This is a genomic window from Acidovorax sp. sif0632 (genome assembly GCF_019218805.1).
Classification (GTDB): Bacteria; Pseudomonadota; Gammaproteobacteria; order Burkholderiales; family Burkholderiaceae_C; genus Acidovorax; species Acidovorax facilis.
Genome location: NZ_JAHUWW010000005.1, coordinates 173,564 through 192,565 on the forward strand (window position 1 = coordinate 173,564; position 19,002 = coordinate 192,565).

Genomic DNA, 19,002 nt, shown 5'->3' on the forward strand with positions numbered 1-19,002 from the left:
AAGCCTGCGGGTCATAATTCCTGCCACATTCAATCCCACCATGATCGATCCCACCACGCACCCCACCCGCCTGCTGAAAATTGTGGCAGGTCTCGCGCGGTGGTCGCTGGGCTTGCTGCTGGCCTTCTGGCTGCTGCTGACCATCGCGTGGGGGGCCCTTCATGGCTGGATTGTGCCGCGAATCGGTGATTTCCGCCCACAGCTGGAGGCGCATGCCGCACGGGCGCTGGGGGTTCCTGTCCAGATCGGTGCCATCGCGGCGCACACCGAAGGCCTGATCCCTTCCATTGAACTCTCGGATGTCACCCTGCTGGACGCTGCCGGCCGCTCTGCCCTGCGCCTTCCACGGGTGGTGGTGGCGCTGTCGCCGCGCTCCCTGCTCAAGGGCGGGTTCGAGCAGCTGTACATCGAAGAGCCCGAGCTGGATGTGCGCCGCACTGCAGACGGTCGCATCCAGGTGGCGGGTCTGGATTTCTCCCAGCAGCAGGGCGAGGACAACGCCGCCGCCGACTGGCTGTTTTCACAGGGCGAGGTGTTCATCCGGGGTGGCACGGTGCGCTGGACGGATGAGCAGCGCGGCGCCCCGGAGCTTGCGCTGGAGAAGGTGGACCTGCTCTTGCGCAACGGCAACTGGCACCATCACATGCGGCTGGATGCCACGCCGCCCGAAGCCTGGGGAGACCGCTTCACGGTGACGGGGCTGTTCCGCGCCCCCTTGCTGCGCGCGCGCGACGGCAACTGGAAACACTGGAATGGGCAGGTCTTCGCCGACTTTTCCCGGGTGGACGTCTCGCGGCTGCGCCACCATGCCGATGTGGGCGTGGATATCGCACAGGGCCGGGGCGCGCTGCGAGCCTGGGCCGATGTGCAGCGCGGGCAGATTGTGGGCGGCACAGCCGACCTGGCGCTGGCCGATGTCAATGCCACACTGGGTGCAGGCTTGCAGGCGCTGGTGCTGCCGTCCATTCAGGGGCGGCTGGGTGGGCGCCGACTGAACGGGGGGTTCGAATTCTCGACCCAGGCGCTGCAATTCAAGACGGACGATGGTCTCACCTGGCCCGGAGGCAACGTCAGGCTTGTGCACACGGCGGCGGCCGGCAAGGCACCCGCGCAAGGCGAGTTCCGCGCCGACCGCCTGGACCTGGCTGCCCTGGCGCAGGTCGCCAGCCGCCTGCCCCTGGGCGCCACGGCACATGAGGCCGTGCGCACCTATTCACCCCACGGGCTCGTGGACGAGATCCAGGCCACCTGGAAAGGCCCTCTCGAAAACCTGCAGCAGTATCAGGTACGCGGGCGCATTCGCGGATTGGCGCTGGCAGGCGACACTCCCGCCAGCGCTTCCACCCAACTGGGCCTGCGGGGTGCCACGGTGGACATCGACATGACCCAGGCGGGCGGCAAGGCAGCGCTGACCATTGCCTCCGGCGCGCTGGTGCTGCCCGGCGTGTTCGAAGACCCAGTGCTGCCGCTGGACCGGCTCAGCGCCGATGTGCGCTGGCAACTCGATGGCGACCGCATCGCCGTGCAGGCCACCGACGTGCAGTTTGCCAATGCCGACGCCCAGGGCGAGGCCCGGGCCACCTGGCATACCAGCGATGCGGGCAAGGTGGCACACCGCTCTCGCTTTCCGGGGGTGCTGGACCTCACAGGCACACTGAACCGGGCGGACGGGACCCGTGTGCACCGCTACCTGCCGCTGTCCATCCCCCAGGAGTCGCGCCACTATGTGCGCGACGCCGTGGTGGCGGGCAGCGCGAGCAACGTGCAGTTCCGCGTCAAGGGGGATCTGCACCACCTGCCTTTCGACGACCCCAAACAAGGCGAATTTCGCATCGCAGCCCGCGTGAAGGATGTCACCTACGCCTACGTCCCCACGCAGCTGCAACCGGCCAATACGTTGCCGTGGCCTGCATTGACGGAGCTCGCGGGGGAGCTGATCTTTGAACGCTCCTCCATGCAGGTGCGCGGCGCCAGTGGCAGTTTTGCGGGACGCCCGGGCCTGCGCCTGTCGAAGGTGGATGCCAAGATTCCAGACCTCTCCCATACCGTGGTGGGTGTCAGTGCCGATGCCCGGGGGCCGCTGACCGAGCTGCTCACGCTCATGAACACGTCGCCTTTGGGCCGGATGACCGGCAATGCACTGGAGCAGGCCAGCGGCACCGGCAACGCAGATTTCAAGTTGCGCCTGACCTTGCCGATCAGCGACATCGAAAAATCCAAGGTCCAGGGCAGCGTCACGCTGGCGGGCAACGAACTGCGCATTACCCCCGACACCCCGACGCTGAGCCGGGTGCGGGGCGTGGTGCAGTTCACCGAAGGCGGTTTTTCGCTCAATACCGTGCAGGCCCAGGCACTGGGAGGGCCTGTGCGGCTGGAGGGCGGCATGCGCGCTCTGCCCTCCAATGCCCCGGCTACCGAATCGGCCGTGCAGCTTCGCGCACAGGGCACCGCCACGGCCGAAGGGCTGCAGCAGGCATCACAACTGGGCATGCTCTCGCAGCTGGCGCGCCGCGCCACGGGCGGCACCGCGTATTCCATGGCGCTCGCGTTTCGCCGTGGCGTGCCGGAGGTGCAGGTCACCACCAGCCTGCAGGGGCTGGCACTGGCGCTGCCCGCCCCGCTGGGCAAGACGGCCGAAAGCAGCCTGCCACTGCGGTTTGAAACCCAGGTGGCCCGCGAATCGCTGGTGGGCCTTACCCAGGCTGGAAATGGCACCGAAGCCCCGCCTTTGCGCGATCAGATCACGCTGGACCTGGGCACACTGGGCTCGGCCACTTACATTCGGGATCTGGGCGGGCCCCAGGCCCGGGTGCTGCGCGGTGCCATCGGCATCGGCCTGTCGGGCGGGGAATCCGCCCCGGTGCCCGCGCAGGGTGTGGCGGCCAACATCAGCCAGGGCAAGCTCGATGTGGATGCCTGGGAAGACGTGCTGACCCAGGCAACCGGCAGCGAACCCGCTGCACGCCCCGCGACCGCACCCGGATCGCCAGGCTCAACGGGAACGCCCAGCACGGCGCAGGACTACCTGCCCACCACACTGGCCTTGCGCGCCCGCGAACTCACGTTGCAGGGTCGCACCCTGCACAACATCGTGGCCGGCGCGCTGCGGGACGGCACCACCTGGCGTGCCAACCTCGACGCCACGGAACTCAACGGCTATCTGGAATACCGCCAGCCAGGCGGCGCCGAACACCCTAACGGGCGCCTGTTTGCGCGGCTCTCGCGCGTGAACATGCCCCAGAGCGACGTCACCCAGGTCGAGGCCCTGCTGGACGAGCAGCCCGGCGCCCTGCCCGCGCTGGACATCGTGGTGGATGACTTTGAACTACGTGGCAAACGCCTCGGGCGTGTGGAAATAGAAGCGCAGAACCGGGGCGGAGATGGCACGCAGCGCGAATGGCGCCTCTCCAAATTCAATATCCTCGCGCCCGAGGCGAACTTCACAGCCAACGGCAACTGGGCGGTGCTGAACACCGCAGGGGTGGGGCCCCGCACACCGGAGCGGCGCACGGTGCTCAACTTCAAGCTGGACATCCGCGACTCGGGCGACCTGCTGGGCCGCATGGGCATGGCCAATGTGGTCCGGCGTGGCAAGGGCCGCATGGAAGGGCAGGTGGCCTGGATCGGCGCGCCGTTCAGCCCTGACTACCGCAGCATGACCGGGCAGATCAACCTGAACGTGGAGTCCGGCCAGTTCCTCAAGGCCGACCCGGGCCTGGCCAAGCTGCTGGGCGTGCTGAGCCTGCAATCGCTGCCACGCCGCCTGACGCTCGACTTCCGCGATGTGTTCAGCGAGGGTTTTGCGTTCGACTTTGTCCGGGGCGATGTGCGCATCGAGCAGGGCGTGGCCACCACGAACAATCTGCAGATGAAGGGCGTCAACGCCGCCGTGCTGATGGAGGGCAGCGCCAACATCGACCAGGAAACCCAGGACCTGCGCGTGGTGGTGGTGCCCGAGATCAACGCCATGACCGCGTCCCTGGTGGCCACAGCCATCAACCCGGTCATTGGGCTGGGCAGCTTCCTGGCCCAGGTATTTCTGCGCGGCCCGCTGATCGAGGCGGCCACGCAGGAGTTCCGCATCGATGGCACCTGGACGGACCCCCGCGTGGTGCGCGTGGCCCGCCGCAACCGCGAGGCAGGCCCTGCAACCGGCACGCCCACACGCCCCAGCGCACCCCGCACCGGAGAACCGTCATGATGAAAGTTGCTGCGATCCAGATGGTGTCCTGCACCCGGCTCGACGACAATCTGCGCGCTGCACGCGCCCTGCTGGAGCAGGCCGCCAGCGCAGGTGCCGAGCTGGCCGTGCTGCCCGAATACTTCTGCGTGATGGGCCACAAGGACACCGACAAGCTCGCCCTGCGCGAAGCACCGGGCGAGGGCCGCATTCAGGACTTTCTGGCCAGCGCGGCACGCGAGCTGCAGATGTGGATTGTGGGGGGCACCTTGCCGCTGGTGGCCACCACACCCGACCGCGTGCGCAACACCACCCTGGTGTTCAACCCCGCTGGCGACTGCGTGGCACGCTACGACAAGATTCACCTTTTCTACTTTGACAACGGGCGCGAGCAGTTCCACGAAGGCCGGGTCATCGAAGCGGGCAACACCCCCGTGCAGTTCGAGCTGCCATCGCGCGACGGCCACTGCTGGCGCGTGGGCCTCTCGGTGTGCTACGACCTGCGCTTTCCCGAGCTGTACCGCGCCCACGCCAGCGCGGGTGCAGACCTGCTGCTCGTGCCCAGCGCTTTCACCCACACCACCGGCCAGGCGCACTGGGAGCTGTTGCTGCGCGCCCGCGCCGTGGAAAACCTGGCGTATGTGCTGGCGCCCGCACAGGGCGGTGTGCACGAAAACGGGCGGCACACCTGGGGCCGCAGCATGCTGGTGGACCCCTGGGGCACCGTGCTCGCCCAGCAGGACCAACTGGCGGGCGTGGTGTCGGGTGTGGTGGACCCGCAGCGCCTGCGCGACATTCGCCTGCAGTTGCCCGCCTTGTCGCACCGCGTCCTGTGAAGATCCCGCAGCAGCGCACACTCTTCAGACGCTGGCGCGGCGCATGGCGGCGCTGGTCGCTGTGGACCCTGCTGGTAGCCCTGGTGATCTCCATGCTCGCCACCATGGTGTGGCTTGCGGGGCGCTACGAGGCCAGTCAGGTGCAGTCGCGCCTGGAGCGTGACACGGCCGACGCGGTGTCCGACATCCGCGTGGCGCTTACGCGCAACCTGCAAAGCCTGCAGGCCCTGCACGCGGGCGACCCGGGCCAGCTGGCCTGGGAGGTCGATGCAGCCGAGCTGCTGCGCAACCGGCGGGAGCTGGTGCGCATCGAGTGGCGCGATGCCGACCTGCGGGTACGCACCCATGCCCAGTCGCCCTACCGCCCCGTGGCCTGGGACGCCCGGCTGCGTGAGGGTAACCAGTCCGACGCCGCCATTGCCTGTGCCAACGCACGCCGCCTGAGCAGCCCAGCCTATTCAAGCAGCTACTTTCAGCCCCACGGCGACGGGCTGGGCTCGGAGATGATGGAGCTGTGCCTGCCGCTCACCTCGGGCGGGCGCAGCACGGGTTTCCTGGTGGTCACGTATTCGCTGCAGGACGTGCTGATCAACCTGGTGGCGCACAACCTCACGCGTAGCCAGGAGGCCTCGTTCACCGAGGCCGACGGCACCCGGCTGGCCGTGCTGGGCGCCGCGCGCCGCGGCTCGCGCATGTTCACGGCCACGCACCTGCTGGATCTGCCCGGCAGCACCCTGGTGCTGCGCATGGACACCTGGCACAGCGCGCCCAGCCTGTTCCCCAACGTGCTGACCGCGCTGGTCACCGCCATGTCGATTGCGCTGGTCACCGTGATGGTGGTGCTGGTGCGCGACAACCGCAGGCGCCTGCGTGCCGAGCGCGACCTGGCCGACGCGCTGGCGTTTCGCAAGGCCATGGAGGACTCGCTGGTCACAGGCCTGCGCGCCCGCGATCTGGAAGGCCGCATCACCTATGTCAACCCGGCCTTCTGCGCCATGGTGGGGTTCAGCGCGCCGGAGCTGCTGGGCCAAAGCGTGACCGCGCCCTACTGGCCCCCCGAGCGGGTGGAGGAGTATCGCCAGCGCCAGGCCATCCGCTTTGCGGGCACCATGCCGCCGCGCGAGGGTTTCGAGTCCGAATTCATGCGCAAGGACGGCACCCGCTTCCCTGTGCTGATCATCGAGGCCCCGCTCATCAACGCCCAGGGCCTGCACACGGGCTGGATGAGCGCGTTCCTCGACATCAGCGAGCAGCGGCGGGTGGAAGAGCTGTCGCGGGCGTCACAAGAGCGGCTGCAGGCCACCGCCCGCTTGGCCACCGTCGGCGAAATGGCCTCGCTGCTGAGCCACGAACTCAATCAGCCCCTGGCCGCCATTTCCAGCTATGCCACCGGCTCCATCAACCTGCTGGAGGCGCCCACACCGGCAGAGCAGGGCGCAGGCGCCGCTGCCCATGCCGAGCAGCTGCAGGATGTGCGCATGGCCATGCAACATATTGCGCGGCAAGCCGAACGCGCAGGCAAAGTGATCAAGAGCGTCCACGACTTTGTGCGCCGCCGCGACCAGGCGCGCGAAGCGGTGTACGCGCAGCAGTTGCTCGATGCCATCCTGCCGCTGGTGAGCCTGCAGGCACGCAAGCTGGGGGTGCGCGTGAACACCTCACTGGAGCCCCACCTGCCCCCCGTGTTGTGCGACCGCACCATGGTCGAGCAGGTGCTGCTCAACCTGGCGCGCAATGCCATGCAGGCCATGGACGACCCCGCCCTACCCACGCGCATTCTGGACATTCGGGTGCGGCGTGCGGCGTCGAACCAGCACAGCGGCTGGATCGAGTTTGCGGTGACCGACCTGGGATCGGGCATTCCCCCGGACGTAGCCGAAAGGCTTTTCACCCCGTTTTTCACCACCCGCCCCGAGGGCATGGGTCTGGGGCTGAGCATGTGCCGCACGGTGATCGAGCAGCATGGCGGTTTTCTCGGATTTGCGCCCCATGAACCGCGTGGTACGGTGTTTACCTTCACGTTGCCAGCGGCAACCCCCTGAGCGACTGCGTCACTTCCCCCTTCTCTCGCGCTGCGCGCGGGAAGGGGGTCGCCACCAGCGCGGCGGGGCGGCCCTTGCGCGGCGGCCCCCGCCCAGGCCGCGCCAGTTGCCGCGACTGCGCGTAACCGACAATGCACTAGTTAACCGAGTTAAACCATGGAGCCCACCACCAACGCCACCGTGTACATCGTGGACGACGACGCCAGCGTGCGCGAAGCGCTGGCGTGGCTGTTGCGTTCGCGCAGGCTATTCAGCGAGTCCTTTGAGAGCGCCGAGGCCTTTGACGCCATGCTCTCAAGCCGGCCCGCGCAGCGCCAGCCCTGCTGCCTGCTGCTGGACGTGCGCATGCCCGGCATGAGCGGCCTGGCGCTGTTCGACCTGCTGGCGGTGCGCGGTGACCTGGCCACCATGCCGGTGATCTTCCTGACCGGCCACGCGGACGTGCCCACTGCCGTGGACACCGTCAAGCGGGGCGCGTTTGATTTCTGCGAAAAGCCGTTTTCCGACAACGCGCTGGTAGACCGTGTTGAGCAGGCGCTGGCCAAATCGGCCGAGCGCCTGGCGCAACTGCGTGAGCGCAGCGACCTGCAGGTGCGCCTGCGCGATCTGACGGACCGCGAGCGCGATGTGATGGACCTCGTGGTGGCGGGCCTGCCCAACAAGCTGATTGCTGACCAGCTCGATATCAGCGTGCGCACGGTGGAGGTGCACCGCTCACGCGTGTTCGACAAGATGCAGGTCAAGTCGGCCGTGGAGCTGGCCAACCTGCTGCGCACAGAGAAGTAGGGCTCTGCGCGCCCACCCCACGCCCTCTCGGGCGTGGTTGCCTACCCGCGTGGGCGCTCGCCCACAAAGATCTCCACGCGCCGATTGCGCGCCCGGCCGTCGGCCGACTCGTTCGTGGCGATGGGATACCGCTCCCCCATTCCATCGATGGCGATGCGGCGCCCATCCACGCCCCGCCCCGTGAGATAGCTGCGCGTGCTGGCAGCGCGGTCCATCGAGAGCGGGTTGTTGATGGCGTCGCTGCCGGTGTTGTCGGTGTGGCCGACGATGCGGACATCGGTGTTGGGGTTGTTGCGCAGCCCGGCAGCGAACTGGTCAAGCACGGGCGCGAAATTGGGCTGGATGTCCGAACGGCCCACGGCAAACGAAATGTCGCTGGGGATGTTGAGCATGAGCTGGTTGTCGGCTGTCTGCGTCACGCCGATGCCGGTGCCTCGCGTGGCCTGCTCCATCTCGCGCTTCTGGCGCTCCATGTTCTGCGACCAGATGTAGGTGCCCAGGGCCCCCACACCGGCACCTACCACTGCCCCGGTGCCAGCGCTGCCGCCGGTGGCCGAACCGATGACGGCGCCTGCCAGCGCGCCCACGCCGGCCCCGGTGGCGGTACGGCGCTGGGTGTCGTCCATGCTGGCACAGCCAGTGGCCAGAACGATGACGGCGGTGGCGCCGAGAAGAATGTGTTTGCGCATGGTGGTGCTCCTTGAAAGATTCAACGGAGCTGGACGCTTCGGGACTTCCGATCGCGTGCCGCATGGCCTGTGGTGGGCCTAGGCATGGGGTGCGCCCAGCTCATCGCCATCGTGGCTGCAGCCGGGCCGGGGCACCATCGGCACAGCGGCACCCTGGCTGTAGGACGAAGCCGCCTGGGCCCGCTGCCCGCACGCGGGCAAGGTCATTGCGCCGGAGGTGATGGGGGAGCAGCCTCGGGGGATGCCGCTGGCGGTGGAGGCAAAGGCTCCTGCGGCGGCGGCTGCAGCTCGCCACCCTTGCGGCCCGAGAACATCGTCCACCAGACGATGGCCACCAGCAACACCAGCGCCAGCAGCGCTTCAAGCAAAATCAGCCCCATGAAATTGACACTCCTGCGCGTTGCTTTGACGGCGCTGATTGTAGGAACGCTGGCCGCCTGCTCCACGCCCCCTGCCCCAAGCCCCTCCCGCCCCGGGGCCATCCCCGCGCCACCACCGCCCAGCACCGTGGTGCTGCCCGGCGACACCGGCCCGCTGCCGCCACCGATGTCACAGCCCAAAAGCCGCTGGATTCCCGTGCGCTGGGCCGAGCTGCCGGGCTTTGCCGACGATGCGTTGCACGAGGCCTGGAACGCCTGGATCAAGAGCTGCGAACGCCCCCAGCCCCCCTTCACCGCGCTGTGCAGCGAAGTGCGCCAGCTCAGCATTGCCACCGCCGACGAGCAACGCGCCTGGCTCGTCGCCCGCCTGCAGCCCTACCGCGTTGAGGCCACCGACGGCAATGCCGAGGGCCTGCTCACCGCCTATTACGAACCCATGATGGACGCCGCGCGCCAGCCCGGCAACGGCTTCACCGTGCCCGTCTACCGCCTGCCCGCCGGTTTTGGCGCGCGCAAGCCCTGGTACACACGCCAGCAAATCGAGACCCTGCCCGAAGCCCAGGCCGCACTCGCGGGCCGCGCCATCGCCTGGCTGCGCGACCCGGTGGAATCGATGGTGCTGCACATCCAGGGCTCGGGCCGCCTGCGCATCGCCGAGGCAGACGGCACGGTGTCGCTGGTGCGCGTGGCTTACGCGGGCACCAACGACCAGCCCTACCAAAGCATCGGCCGCTGGCTGCTGGACCAGGGCTACACCCGCGACGCTACCTGGCCCGGCATCCGCGCCTGGCTGGCCGCCAACCCCCAGCGCACCAACGAACTGATGTGGACCAACCCGCGCTACGTGTTCTTTCGCGAGGAGCCTCTGAACCCGCTGGACGCAGGCTTCGGCCCGCGCGGCGCCCAGGGTGTACCGCTCACCCCCGGCCGCTCCATCGCCGTGGACCGCCAGAGCATCCCTTACGGCACACCCGTCTGGCTGGCCTCCAGCGGCCCGCAGGTACAGCTCAATCGCATGGTGCTGGCGCAGGACACGGGCAGCGCCATCCTGGGGGCGGTGCGTGCAGACTTCTTCACTGGCTGGGGCGCGGAAGCGGGCGACATCGCCGGGCGCCTGAAGCAGAACCTGCGTCTGTGGGCGTTGTGGCCCCGATGATTGTTGGATGATTTTGGCCGCCAGCGCTTATTCAGCAAGCGCCGATAGCTATTATATTAATAGCAAACTCTCAACCCCTCTGCGAACCTACGCCCAGTGGTTGGCAGCCGGGTTCACGGGCACGGCGCCCTTGCCGCTTCGGTTTCCACCCGCTGGGCCGCAGCCGCCGCCGCGAACGCCATGGCTGGGGGCACGGTCACAGTGCGCAGTTGATCGCCCGTGATGTGGTACTCGTACTCGCGCGTCGAGCCCACCATCTCCGTCCTGAAAGTGCTGCCCGCCATGGTGGCCGCATACACCTGGGGGCGGACAACCTGGTAACGGTACGTGGTAGTGGCCGTCCCGCTGGCGGTCTTGCAGGTCGATTCGAACTGATCTTCCTTGAACTGCAGGGTGCAGCGGCCGGAAGTGTCTTCGGCCTTTTCGCCATCGGGGGTGGTCAGCACGATTTTGGCGGCGCGCCAGCAGCCGAGCAGGGAAGGGTCGGCAACAGCGGCACGGGCCCATGGGGCTGCGAGGGCGAGGCAAAGGCACAAGGAACGTATGAGGCGATTCATGCGAAGTCTCCACGGGCTGCGGTGTTCGCACCCTCAGCAAGGTACGCCCCCATGTCGGACATCGCGCTGTGCTCCAGAATCCCAATGGACACATCCACACCAGCCGCCTTCAGAATTTTAATTCCTGCGCCAGCATTGCGCGTGTCGGGGTCCTGCATGGCCACAACGACACGCTTGACACCCCGAGACACCAGCGCCTTGGCGCAAGAAGGAGTACGGCCGTGAAACGAACACGGCTCCAGCGTGACATAGGCTGTCACGCTGGCCAGATTGCCAGGCACCTGGGACAGTGCCATGGCCTCGGCGTGGTGCTGCCCGGGTGGCTGGGTAAACCCGCTCGCAATCACTGCACCGTCCCTCACGAACACACAGCCTACAGGCGGATTGGGTAGACACGCGGGCAGCGCCTTGCGCCCCTCTGCCAGGGCGAGGCGCATGAAATCTTCGTCGGATGCGGACATGGTGAGCATGTGTTCGATAGGGGGCGCTACCCTTGGCATCGGGGCGATGCCGCATATTGTGATTCATGCATGCTGCAATGCGCGTTCACGGGGGCTCAGGGGTGCCCCCGCTTTCAGCGCATGGCGATGAGGCCGGGAATGTCGAATCGCACTGCGTTTTTCTAGAAATTCCCGGGACGGTGCAGTTGTGGATGGCGTGGCCACGCTGGCATGTGACATCTGACCCTTTATCCGAAGACCTTTCCCCAACAGCAATCGCTATACGCCACGGTGGGAAGACCGCCAAAGCAAGGGCGCACACAGGCTGTACCACGATCAGGTTTTTGTGACGCGTTGTAAGAGGCAGTAGTGGAGCGAAGCGACGTCGCCACCCACATCGCCCCGCGCGCGAACGTTGCAAAACCACATCTGAATGGCCATCCCTGCGGGCCAATTGCATTTACAGATGACTACAAAGTCAACGGCAGCAATACCAGATTGGCCCTTGAGAATCTGCGCTCGTCTTCGGCAGGTAGTGGCTCTCTGGGTCGACCAAGGGCCTATCGCCGCCGTAACCCTTCAGCCAGCCAAGAACCGCGCGAAGCGCACGGATGGCACAAAGCCGCCGCTTTTGACAGCGGAGTGCAGGGGCGCCGAACCTGCCAGGCCTGCGTCGGCATGGGCTTCATTGCGGTGCCATGGTGGCGTCATGGCGATGGCAGTTGTTCTGTTCCAGCGCCGAAGACAGGGAGGAGGTCTGTGCCCCAGCACAGATCGTGTTTGTTATTAACAATGAGAGGATCGCAGCATGCGACACGGTATTTTGAAGAGCGTTTTGGGGATGAGCTTGGGTTTGGTGATGGCTGCTGGTGCGCATGCTGAACTGCTCAATATCAGCACGAACGCAGTGCAATCGCAGAACACGCCGACAGCAGCGTGCACGATTGTGGGCGTAGGTGGGAAGACGTTGCCGGACGGCAGCAAAGTGTTCGTCGTCCTGGCAGAAGGCAAGGCTGTCGACTCCAACCCCACGCTGGTGATCCGATTCAGCGACAACTCCACCGGGAGCAACGACGACTGGAATTCCACATCTATCGACGCTAGCGGTAAACCCGTCCGGATAAATACTGCAGGATGGCTGGGCCGCAATCCAGGGCGCGAAAGTGATGCTGGCACAGTGATCTTGGCGATGCCAGGCGATTGGTTTTGTGTGACTTCGCGTGAAGTTTCCGGCGGCGACGCGCTGCGCCCGGTCTCCGTCTCCGTGACCGACGTCACGGCAAAGGCGACGAGCGCGAAGTCTGCTGCCGTGGGTGCAGATGCGGGCTTGCGTTCCGATATCTGGGCCGGTTCGCCCGACTGATCCAACAGCCGCTCATTGGCTTCGGGGCGTTGCACGCTCCTATTGAAAGGGAACACCATCGTGTGTTCCCTTTTTTTCGGGCTACCGCATTGTCTGCACCAGCGGCATGCGCGGGTGATTTATAGCTACCCGGGGAGGCCCCTCATTGCTCCACCGCCCAGCGCGTCACCCGGGGCGGCGCATCGCCCACATGAAACGCCAGCTTGCGGTCCCGCAGCGCCACGTCCGAGGCCGTCACGCGGTCAAAGCGGCGCAGATGCTCGGTCCACGACTCGTCCTCGATGCGCTCCACATAGCGCGCGGGCTGGCTGATGTCGTGCAGCAGCTGCCAGCCCAGGGCGCCCTGGCGTAGACGGCTGCGGCGGCTTTCCTGCATCACGGCGCGGAATTCGGCGGCGCGCGCGGGGTCGATGAAGTATTCGATGGTGACCACCAGGTGCCCCGATCCGGGCGGTGTGTCGGCCACCGGGGCCTTGAAGGCGCGCGAGGGGCTCAGGTCTTCCTCCATGCTGCGGTCGGCCACCAGGCGCTGCACCAGCAGCATGGCCACCACGCCGGTGGCGGCGGCGATGCCCAGGCTCACATGCACATCGGTGACCGTGGCCACCTGGCCCCACACGGCGGCACCCAGCGCGGTGGAGCCCATGATGGCCATCTGGTAGATGGACATGCCGCGCGCGCGCACCCAGTTGGGCAGCGCGAGCTGGGCCGACACCGACAGCGAGTTGGCCGTGGTGATCCACGCCATGCCCGCCACGAACATCGCGGGCACGGCCACGTACACATTGGGTGCCACGGCCATCACGCCCGTGGCAGCGGCCTGCAGCGCCGTGCCGCGTATCACCAGCACATCGCGCGCCATGGCCTGGCGCAGGCGCGGCAAGAACATGGCCGCCGTGATGGCGCCCGCGCCCATGCTGGCCAGCAGCAGCGTGAAGGTGCCCGCGCCGCCGCCTTCGAGCCCCTTGGCCAGCAACGGCAGCAAGGCCAGCAGCGCGGTGGCGTGCAAAAAGAAGACGGAGATGCGCCACAACACGGCGCGCATGCGCGGCGACTGGCGCACAAACTGCAGGCCCACACGCATGGCGCTGGTCAGCTTTTCGCGCCCCAGCGGGCTGGGCGTGTGCACCCGCTTCCAGCGCATGATGACCAGGCCCGAGACGATGGACAGCACGGCGTTGAGCACAAACACCCAGGCGCTGCCCGCGCTGGCGATGATGGCGCCCGCCAGCAGCGGGCCGATGATGCGCGAGGCGTTCATGGCCACGCCGTTGAGCGCCAGCGCCGCAGGCAGCTGCGAGCGGCTGACCAGCTCGGGCACGATGGCCGCGAACACCGGCCAGCGCATGGCCAGGCCGATGCCATTGGCAAAGGTGAGCGCCAGCAGCAGCGGCGCCGTCATGCCGCCGGCCATGACGAACACGCACAGCACCAGCGCCACGGCCGCCACCCAGAACTGCGTGGCGATGAAGTAGCGGCGCCGGTCCAGGATGTCGGCCAGCGCGCCGCTGGGCAGGCCCAGCAGGAACACGGGCAGCGTGGAAGCGGTCTGCACCAGCGCCACCAGCACGGGCGAGGTGGTGAGCGTGGTCATGAGCCAGGCGGCCGCCACGTCGTTCATCCACATGCAGGTGTTGGCCGCCACCCAGGTGAGCCAGAGCATGCGGAACACGGGCACCGACAACGGCGCAAACGGTGAGAGCGAGGCCGCCTGGTTCAGCGCCGCGCTGTCCCCCAATTGGGCAGCGACGGACTCTTCGGTGCCATGCGCCAGATCCGCACGCGCGGCACGGTCTGCAGCCGCATCGCTCTGCGGCGGGGCGCCCGGGCTCAGGTCCGGGGCATCAGAGGAGGGCGGGGGCGCAACGCTGCGCGTGCTTTCGTGGGACGGCAATGGCGGCATGTCTGCGCATTGTGCGACGGTTGGCGCGGCTGTGGTGGCTCAGCGCCAAATAGCCCACTGCGGGCCTGCGCCAAACATCGCGCCTTCTCCCGCCTCGTCACGCCGCATCAGTCGGCGCAGCCGGGGCCTGGTGGCCCGCCTGTTTGGTTTGCCGCAGCAACAGCCAGGCCATGAGCCCAAGTGCCGCCACGCCCGCCAGCAGCACGCCCCACAACACGGCGCTGCGCGTGGAGATGCCGCCGCTGGCCGCCGCAGCGGGCACCTGCGCGCCGTCTGCGGGCTGGCCGCCGGTGATATCGGCACGGGCCACATCGGCCAGCGCCACGGGCAGCTGGTTCTCTTGCGCGGGCTGGTAGCCCGGCACCAGGCTGGCCAGGGGCAGGAAGGCGCTGGCCGCCGCCGTGGCCCCGGACAGCCCCGCCGCCAGCGTGAAGGGCCCCTGCCCGCTGGCCAGGAACACCAGCTGCGCGGGCTCGAACTGCAGCGCCAAAGCGGGCGCGGCAGCAAAACCGGGGGTCTTGGGGTCGGCTTCGATCTTGATCTCGCGCACCGAGGCACCGCCCAGCTCCACGGGCCCGCTGGCCTGTTCCTTGCCGCCGGTTGCCATCTTGTAGACCACGGCACTGGCCAATGGCGACCAAGGCTGCTCGCGGTGGTTGCGGCCCAGCACGCGCACGGGAATCAGCACATTGCTGCCGGGCGGCGTGATGGCGAGCGCGGCGACCGGTGTGGCAAACGGCAGCGCAAACACCAGCTCGCGCGGGTTGGCCAGGGCGGGCGTGGCCATGCTGGCGCTGACGCGCTCGCGCGGGCCCGTGCTGCGCGAGGTGGCCAGCGTGGCGCCGCGCAGGGTCACGGCGGCGTCGCCCCAGGTCACGCGCAGGTAGTGGCCCTTCAGGCCGGCGCGCTGCAGGTCGATCTGCTCGTTGCCCAGGCGGCCTGGTGCCGTGGGCGCCGCTGCCGCGTCGGCACGGTAGAGCACGGTCTCGGCCAGTGGCTGCCAATGTTTGAGGTCCTTGCTGGTCTGCACCCGGAACGTCACGGGTTGGCCCGCAGGCAGATCCACGTCCAGAGCCATGCGGGCCACGGGCAGCTGCACATTGCGCGCGTCGAGCAGCGCGCCGCGCACGGCTTGCGGGGTGGTGCCTGCCGTGGCGGCGGTGTCGATCTGCACCACACGCTGGCCCTGTCGCTCCTCGATGCGCAGCGACAGCCCCTCCAGCCCGGCCGTGCCCGTGCTGGCGGCGCCCAGGATGGGATACGCGGGCAAGGTCACCAATTCCTCGGGCGCGCTGGCCGCCGCCACACCGGCCAGGGCAATCGGCACGGGCTGGCCCGCGCCGTTGAAGAGGCGCACATCGGCATAGCCCGGGCTTTGCAGGCGCACCAGCACCTCGGCGGGCAGCATCACGCGCTGCAGCGGCGCATCGGCCGCGAGCGTGACAGGAACGCGGATGGCGTAGGCCGCAGGGCTGTTGGCATCGGCCGCCGCCTGGGCCACGCCGGTGCACAGGGACAGGGCGGCGGCGGCCAGCACCAGGGGCAGGTTCAGGGCGACAGGCTTCTTCATGGCAGTGTTTCTGGTTGCGATGGCGCCAGCGGTGGCGCGGCAGGCTCCGCAGGGGCGTCCGCCTTGGGTGGCGACTTGGGTGGCGACTTCGGAGGTAAAGGCGCAAAGTAGCCCACCACCAGCATCAGCACACCCACGGCGATGAAGGCAATGATGCGCTCGGCCCCCCCCGCGTTGGACAGATCGATCAGCAGCAGCTTGACCACCACCACGCCCAGCAGGCCCGCGCCCACCAGCCACAGCGGCCGCTGCACGCGGCTGTGTGCCAGCACCATCAGGCTGAGCGCCAGCAGCGTCCACAGGATGGCGTAGCCCGTCTGCACCACGAAGCTGTTGAACAGCGCCGACGCATCCCAGCGCACGCCAAAGAAGTGGTGGGCCACGCGCAGCCACACGGTGTTGATCACGATGAACGCGAGCAGCGCCAAGGCCACCAGTGCATGGCGCCCGGTGACCCCGCCCGAGCGGGCCGGGGGCGGCAGCGCTGCGAGCAGCACCCGCCGCCAGAACACCAGGCCGCCCAGCGCAAGCGCCAGGGTCAGGTCGGTGGGGTTGAGCAGCGGGATATAGGGCAGCGGCGCCGTGTGTCCGGACGAATGCACGGCCGCCAGCAGCGCGCCCCCGAACACCAGCACCGCAAGGGGCAGGGCCGCCAACCAGTAGTAAGCCTCGGCATGGGGGTTCAGCGGCCAGGGCAGCGCCGCGCGTGCCGCAGGCTGGTTGCCACGGCCCGCCCAGAGCGCGAGCAGCATCAGCACCGCAATCGCGCTGACCAGCAGGACCACACCGGCCCACGAGGTACGCCACAGCTCGGCCTTGCCGATGCCGGACCAGAGGCAGTCGGCCAGCAGCAAGGTCACCAGCCAGGCGGTGGCGGCGTGGAACCAGCCGAAGCGCGGCGCGCTTTGGGCGGACGGGCCCTCAGCGTCCGCCGCCTGCCAGCGATCGGTCTGCCGCAGCATCCACCCATGCAGCGCCAGCACGATGGGCCACACGGCCCAGGCGGGCGTGTTCAGCACGCGGTGGCCGTCCACCACCTGCGCCACGAACCCCAGCGCCAGCACGCCGATGGTGGCGCGCGCAGGCCAGGTGGCCACGGCCCAGCGCGTGCGCAGGCCAAGCACCATCGACAGCGCGGCGCTCAGCACCACGGCCAACATGCCCAGCAGTTCGGCAACGCGGTCCGAGAACACCGGGACGGGCCACTGATTCGCCTCGGTGGCGGGCACGCTGCGCATGATCTCCAGCCACCAGGCCAGGCACCAGAAGACAAAGCCGTAGAGGTAGGCCGGGTTGGGCAGCAGCACCTCCACCCTGGCATAGCCCTGGGCCCAGGCCGAACCGCTGTGGGGCAGCGGCTGGCGCAGCCACCAGGCCAGCAGCAGCGCAGGCAGCGCAATCAGCATCGCACCCAGGAAGGCCGGGTTGGCCAGCGGCAGGGGCGAGACCTGCAGGCCACCACCGTCCACGCCGCCCATGAACGCCAGCATGGCCACGACCTGCAGCACCAGGCCAAAGGCACGCGGCATCCAGCGGGCCTGGCGCATGCCGACCCAGAAGGCGCCCACGCCTTCGAGCGCCCACACCGCCGAGGTCCACTGCGCATCCAGCGCCAGCGGCACAGCCAGCGTGGCAAAGCCCACGCCGATGGCGATGAAACATTCGGTGAGCAGGCGCCAACTGGCTTGCGCGCGGCGCACCAGCACGGTCGCGGTCAGCAGGTAGACCGCTGCAAAGGCCAGTGCCGAGAAGGCCGCGCCCAGCTCAAACGGCTGCACCAGCCCGGCCTGCAGCCCAAAGCCCACCAGCGGCGTGCCGAAGACCAGCATGCTGTCCACCGTCTTGCCCAATTTCGTGGGCGTGTTGCGCGCATAGAGGATGGCTGTGAACAAGTAGATCAGCACAAAGCCAGCGAGGAAGGGCTGCGTGCTGGCGTAGTGATCGGGTACATATTTGAGCGCCCCCCAGGCCGTGGCCACGCCAAAGGTGGCGACAAAACCCACCACGTTGAGCACGCGCCAGGAGCGCTTGTGGGCGATGAAAAGAATGGCCAGATTGAGCAACGTGTAGTAGCTGAACAGGCCCACGTGGCTGCCCTGGCCGGTGGACAGCAGGATGGGTGCCGCAAAGCCCCCGGCGAACGCCGCCACCGCGAGCGCCCGCGAATCCTGCAGTAGCGCCAGCGCACAACTGGCGGCGCAGACCGCGATCATCAGCCCGAAGGCCCAGAGCGGCGGCAGCAGCCCATAGAGCCGGAAGGCGGCAAACACGGTGAGGTACATCACCGCCACGCCGCCGCCCTGCAGGGCCAGCGCAAAGCCGGGTTTGTCGGTGCGCTTGCGGAAACCCACCCCCAGCAGCGCAATGCCCACCGCTGCAACCGCCGCCAGGCGGAACTCGACCGGCAGCAGCCCGGCCGACGCCGCGTAGCGCGCAAGGAAGGACAGGCCGATGAACAGGATCACCAGGCCCACACGCACGATGGTGTTGCCGCCCAGGAGCCAGTTCTTGGCCGCGAGCGCGGCCAGCTCGACGGGGTTGGGTGGGGCGGGCTGGGTTGTTGTCTTGCGGGGCTCGGCGGGCGCGTCCGCGCGGGCGACCACCGGGGCCGACGAAGGGATACGCGGCAGGCCTTGGGGCGTGAGTTCGCCGGCCCAAAAAACGTCGTCCGCATCCCGAGGATCGTCGCTGGGGGTGGGTGGTGGAGGGGGTGCGTGTGGCACGGGCCCTTGCGGCACGGGCGCCGCCGCCTCAGACCGGTCTTCGGCAACCGCAGCCGCCTGCGGTGCCCGCGTGGGCTGGGCGGTGGCCTTGGTGGCGTGCGCCTGCAGCTCGGTGCGGATGGCCGAGCGGATCGCCCAGCGCAGCGACAGCCCGGCGAAAAAGCCCAGAATGCCGCCCACAAATGGCCCGAAGTCGCCGTAGCCGCCGAACCACGAGCCCAGCACCGCGCCCCAGAAAATGCCCCAGATGATCATGCCGCCCTCGCCCTCTTTTTTGGGCTCCGGTCGGCAGGGCCCTGGGGCTGTGCGCGAAAGAAGCCGTTGTATTGGTAGACCCACCGGCAACCGCTCGCGCAGCCACCTTGCGAACCAACACC

The 19,002-nt window shown here is 68.2% G+C and carries 15 protein-coding genes; 6 read left to right on the forward strand and 9 right to left on the reverse strand.

Annotation, left to right across the window (positions count from 1 at the left end; genetic code table 11):
• Positions 1-40: 40 nt before the first annotated feature.
• The 4 genes from KW832_RS16985 to KW832_RS17000 all read left to right on the forward strand — a co-directional run bounded on the left by KW832_RS16985 (position 41) and on the right by KW832_RS17000 (position 7,844).
• Positions 41-4,201 (forward strand): YhdP family protein, encoded by a 4,161-nt coding sequence (locus KW832_RS16985; protein ID WP_218300834.1) that lies wholly within the window; start codon positions 41-43, stop codon positions 4,199-4,201.
• A complete protein-coding gene (locus KW832_RS16990) occupies positions 4,201-5,016 on the forward strand; it encodes a carbon-nitrogen hydrolase family protein (RefSeq protein WP_218300962.1) in 816 nt (271 codons plus the stop codon). Before KW832_RS16985 ends, KW832_RS16990 begins: the two co-directional genes overlap by 1 nt.
• Positions 5,013-7,058 (forward strand): nitrogen regulation protein NR(II), encoded by a 2,046-nt coding sequence (locus KW832_RS16995; RefSeq protein ID WP_370110263.1) that lies wholly within the window; start codon positions 5,013-5,015, stop codon positions 7,056-7,058. Before KW832_RS16990 ends, KW832_RS16995 begins: the two co-directional genes overlap by 4 nt.
• Before the next feature lie 156 nt (positions 7,059-7,214).
• Positions 7,215-7,844: a response regulator transcription factor gene (locus KW832_RS17000; RefSeq protein ID WP_055394714.1), complete on the forward strand. Its 630-nt coding sequence runs from the start codon at positions 7,215-7,217 to the stop codon at positions 7,842-7,844.
• Between the two features lie 41 nt (positions 7,845-7,885).
• Here KW832_RS17000 and KW832_RS17005 read toward each other — a convergent pair whose 3' ends face one another.
• The 3 genes from KW832_RS17005 to KW832_RS17010 form a co-directional block, all read right to left on the reverse strand.
• The gene (locus KW832_RS17005; protein ID WP_055394716.1) at positions 7,886-8,533 is read right to left on the reverse strand and encodes an OmpA family protein; all 648 of its coding nucleotides are present in this window, start codon (positions 8,531-8,533) and stop codon (positions 7,886-7,888) included.
• 78 nt (positions 8,534-8,611) lie between these two features.
• A complete protein-coding gene (locus tag KW832_RS25715; protein WP_255424242.1) occupies positions 8,612-8,740 on the reverse strand; it encodes a hypothetical protein in 129 nt (42 codons plus the stop codon).
• Positions 8,737-8,913: a hypothetical protein gene (locus KW832_RS17010; protein WP_218300833.1), complete on the reverse strand. Its 177-nt coding sequence runs from the start codon at positions 8,911-8,913 to the stop codon at positions 8,737-8,739. The genes KW832_RS25715 and KW832_RS17010 overlap by 4 nt, the downstream gene beginning before the upstream one ends.
• On the opposite strand from KW832_RS17010, the gene KW832_RS17015 reads away from it, so the two are divergent.
• On the forward strand, positions 8,846-10,069 hold the full coding sequence (locus tag KW832_RS17015) for an MltA domain-containing protein (protein WP_218300961.1): 1,224 nt from the start codon (positions 8,846-8,848) through the stop codon (positions 10,067-10,069). The genes KW832_RS17010 and KW832_RS17015 overlap by 68 nt on opposite strands.
• A 113-nt stretch (positions 10,070-10,182) precedes the next feature.
• Here the strand turns inward: KW832_RS17015 and KW832_RS17020 are convergent, their stop codons facing one another.
• From KW832_RS17020 to KW832_RS25720, 3 genes are all read right to left on the reverse strand, one after another.
• Positions 10,183-10,626, reverse strand: a complete 444-nt coding sequence (locus KW832_RS17020) for a hypothetical protein (RefSeq protein ID WP_255577803.1) — start codon at positions 10,624-10,626, stop codon at positions 10,183-10,185.
• On the reverse strand, positions 10,623-11,087 hold the full coding sequence (locus KW832_RS17025; RefSeq protein ID WP_218300832.1) for a bifunctional diaminohydroxyphosphoribosylaminopyrimidine deaminase/5-amino-6-(5-phosphoribosylamino)uracil reductase RibD: 465 nt from the start codon (positions 11,085-11,087) through the stop codon (positions 10,623-10,625). Before KW832_RS17025 ends, KW832_RS17020 begins: the two co-directional genes overlap by 4 nt.
• A 558-nt stretch (positions 11,088-11,645) precedes the next feature.
• Positions 11,646-11,777: a hypothetical protein gene (locus KW832_RS25720; protein WP_255424243.1), complete on the reverse strand. Its 132-nt coding sequence runs from the start codon at positions 11,775-11,777 to the stop codon at positions 11,646-11,648.
• A 97-nt stretch (positions 11,778-11,874) separates the two neighbouring features.
• On the opposite strand from KW832_RS25720, the gene KW832_RS17030 reads away from it, so the two are divergent.
• A complete protein-coding gene (locus KW832_RS17030; RefSeq protein ID WP_218300831.1) occupies positions 11,875-12,429 on the forward strand; it encodes a hypothetical protein in 555 nt (184 codons plus the stop codon).
• Positions 12,430-12,571: 142 nt separating this feature from the next.
• On the opposite strand, the gene KW832_RS17035 is transcribed toward KW832_RS17030, so the two are convergent.
• The 3 genes from KW832_RS17035 to KW832_RS17045 form a co-directional block, all read right to left on the reverse strand.
• Positions 12,572-14,332 (reverse strand): MFS transporter, encoded by a 1,761-nt coding sequence (locus KW832_RS17035; protein ID WP_218300830.1) that lies wholly within the window; start codon positions 14,330-14,332, stop codon positions 12,572-12,574.
• A gap of 97 nt (positions 14,333-14,429) precedes the next feature.
• Entirely contained in the window at positions 14,430-15,902 is a 1,473-nt protein-coding gene (locus tag KW832_RS17040) for a DUF3999 domain-containing protein (protein ID WP_218300829.1), read from the reverse strand.
• Positions 15,899-18,880: a DUF2339 domain-containing protein gene (locus tag KW832_RS17045; RefSeq protein WP_218300828.1), complete on the reverse strand. Its 2,982-nt coding sequence runs from the start codon at positions 18,878-18,880 to the stop codon at positions 15,899-15,901. Before KW832_RS17045 ends, KW832_RS17040 begins: the two co-directional genes overlap by 4 nt.
• Positions 18,881-19,002 lie beyond the last annotated feature (122 nt).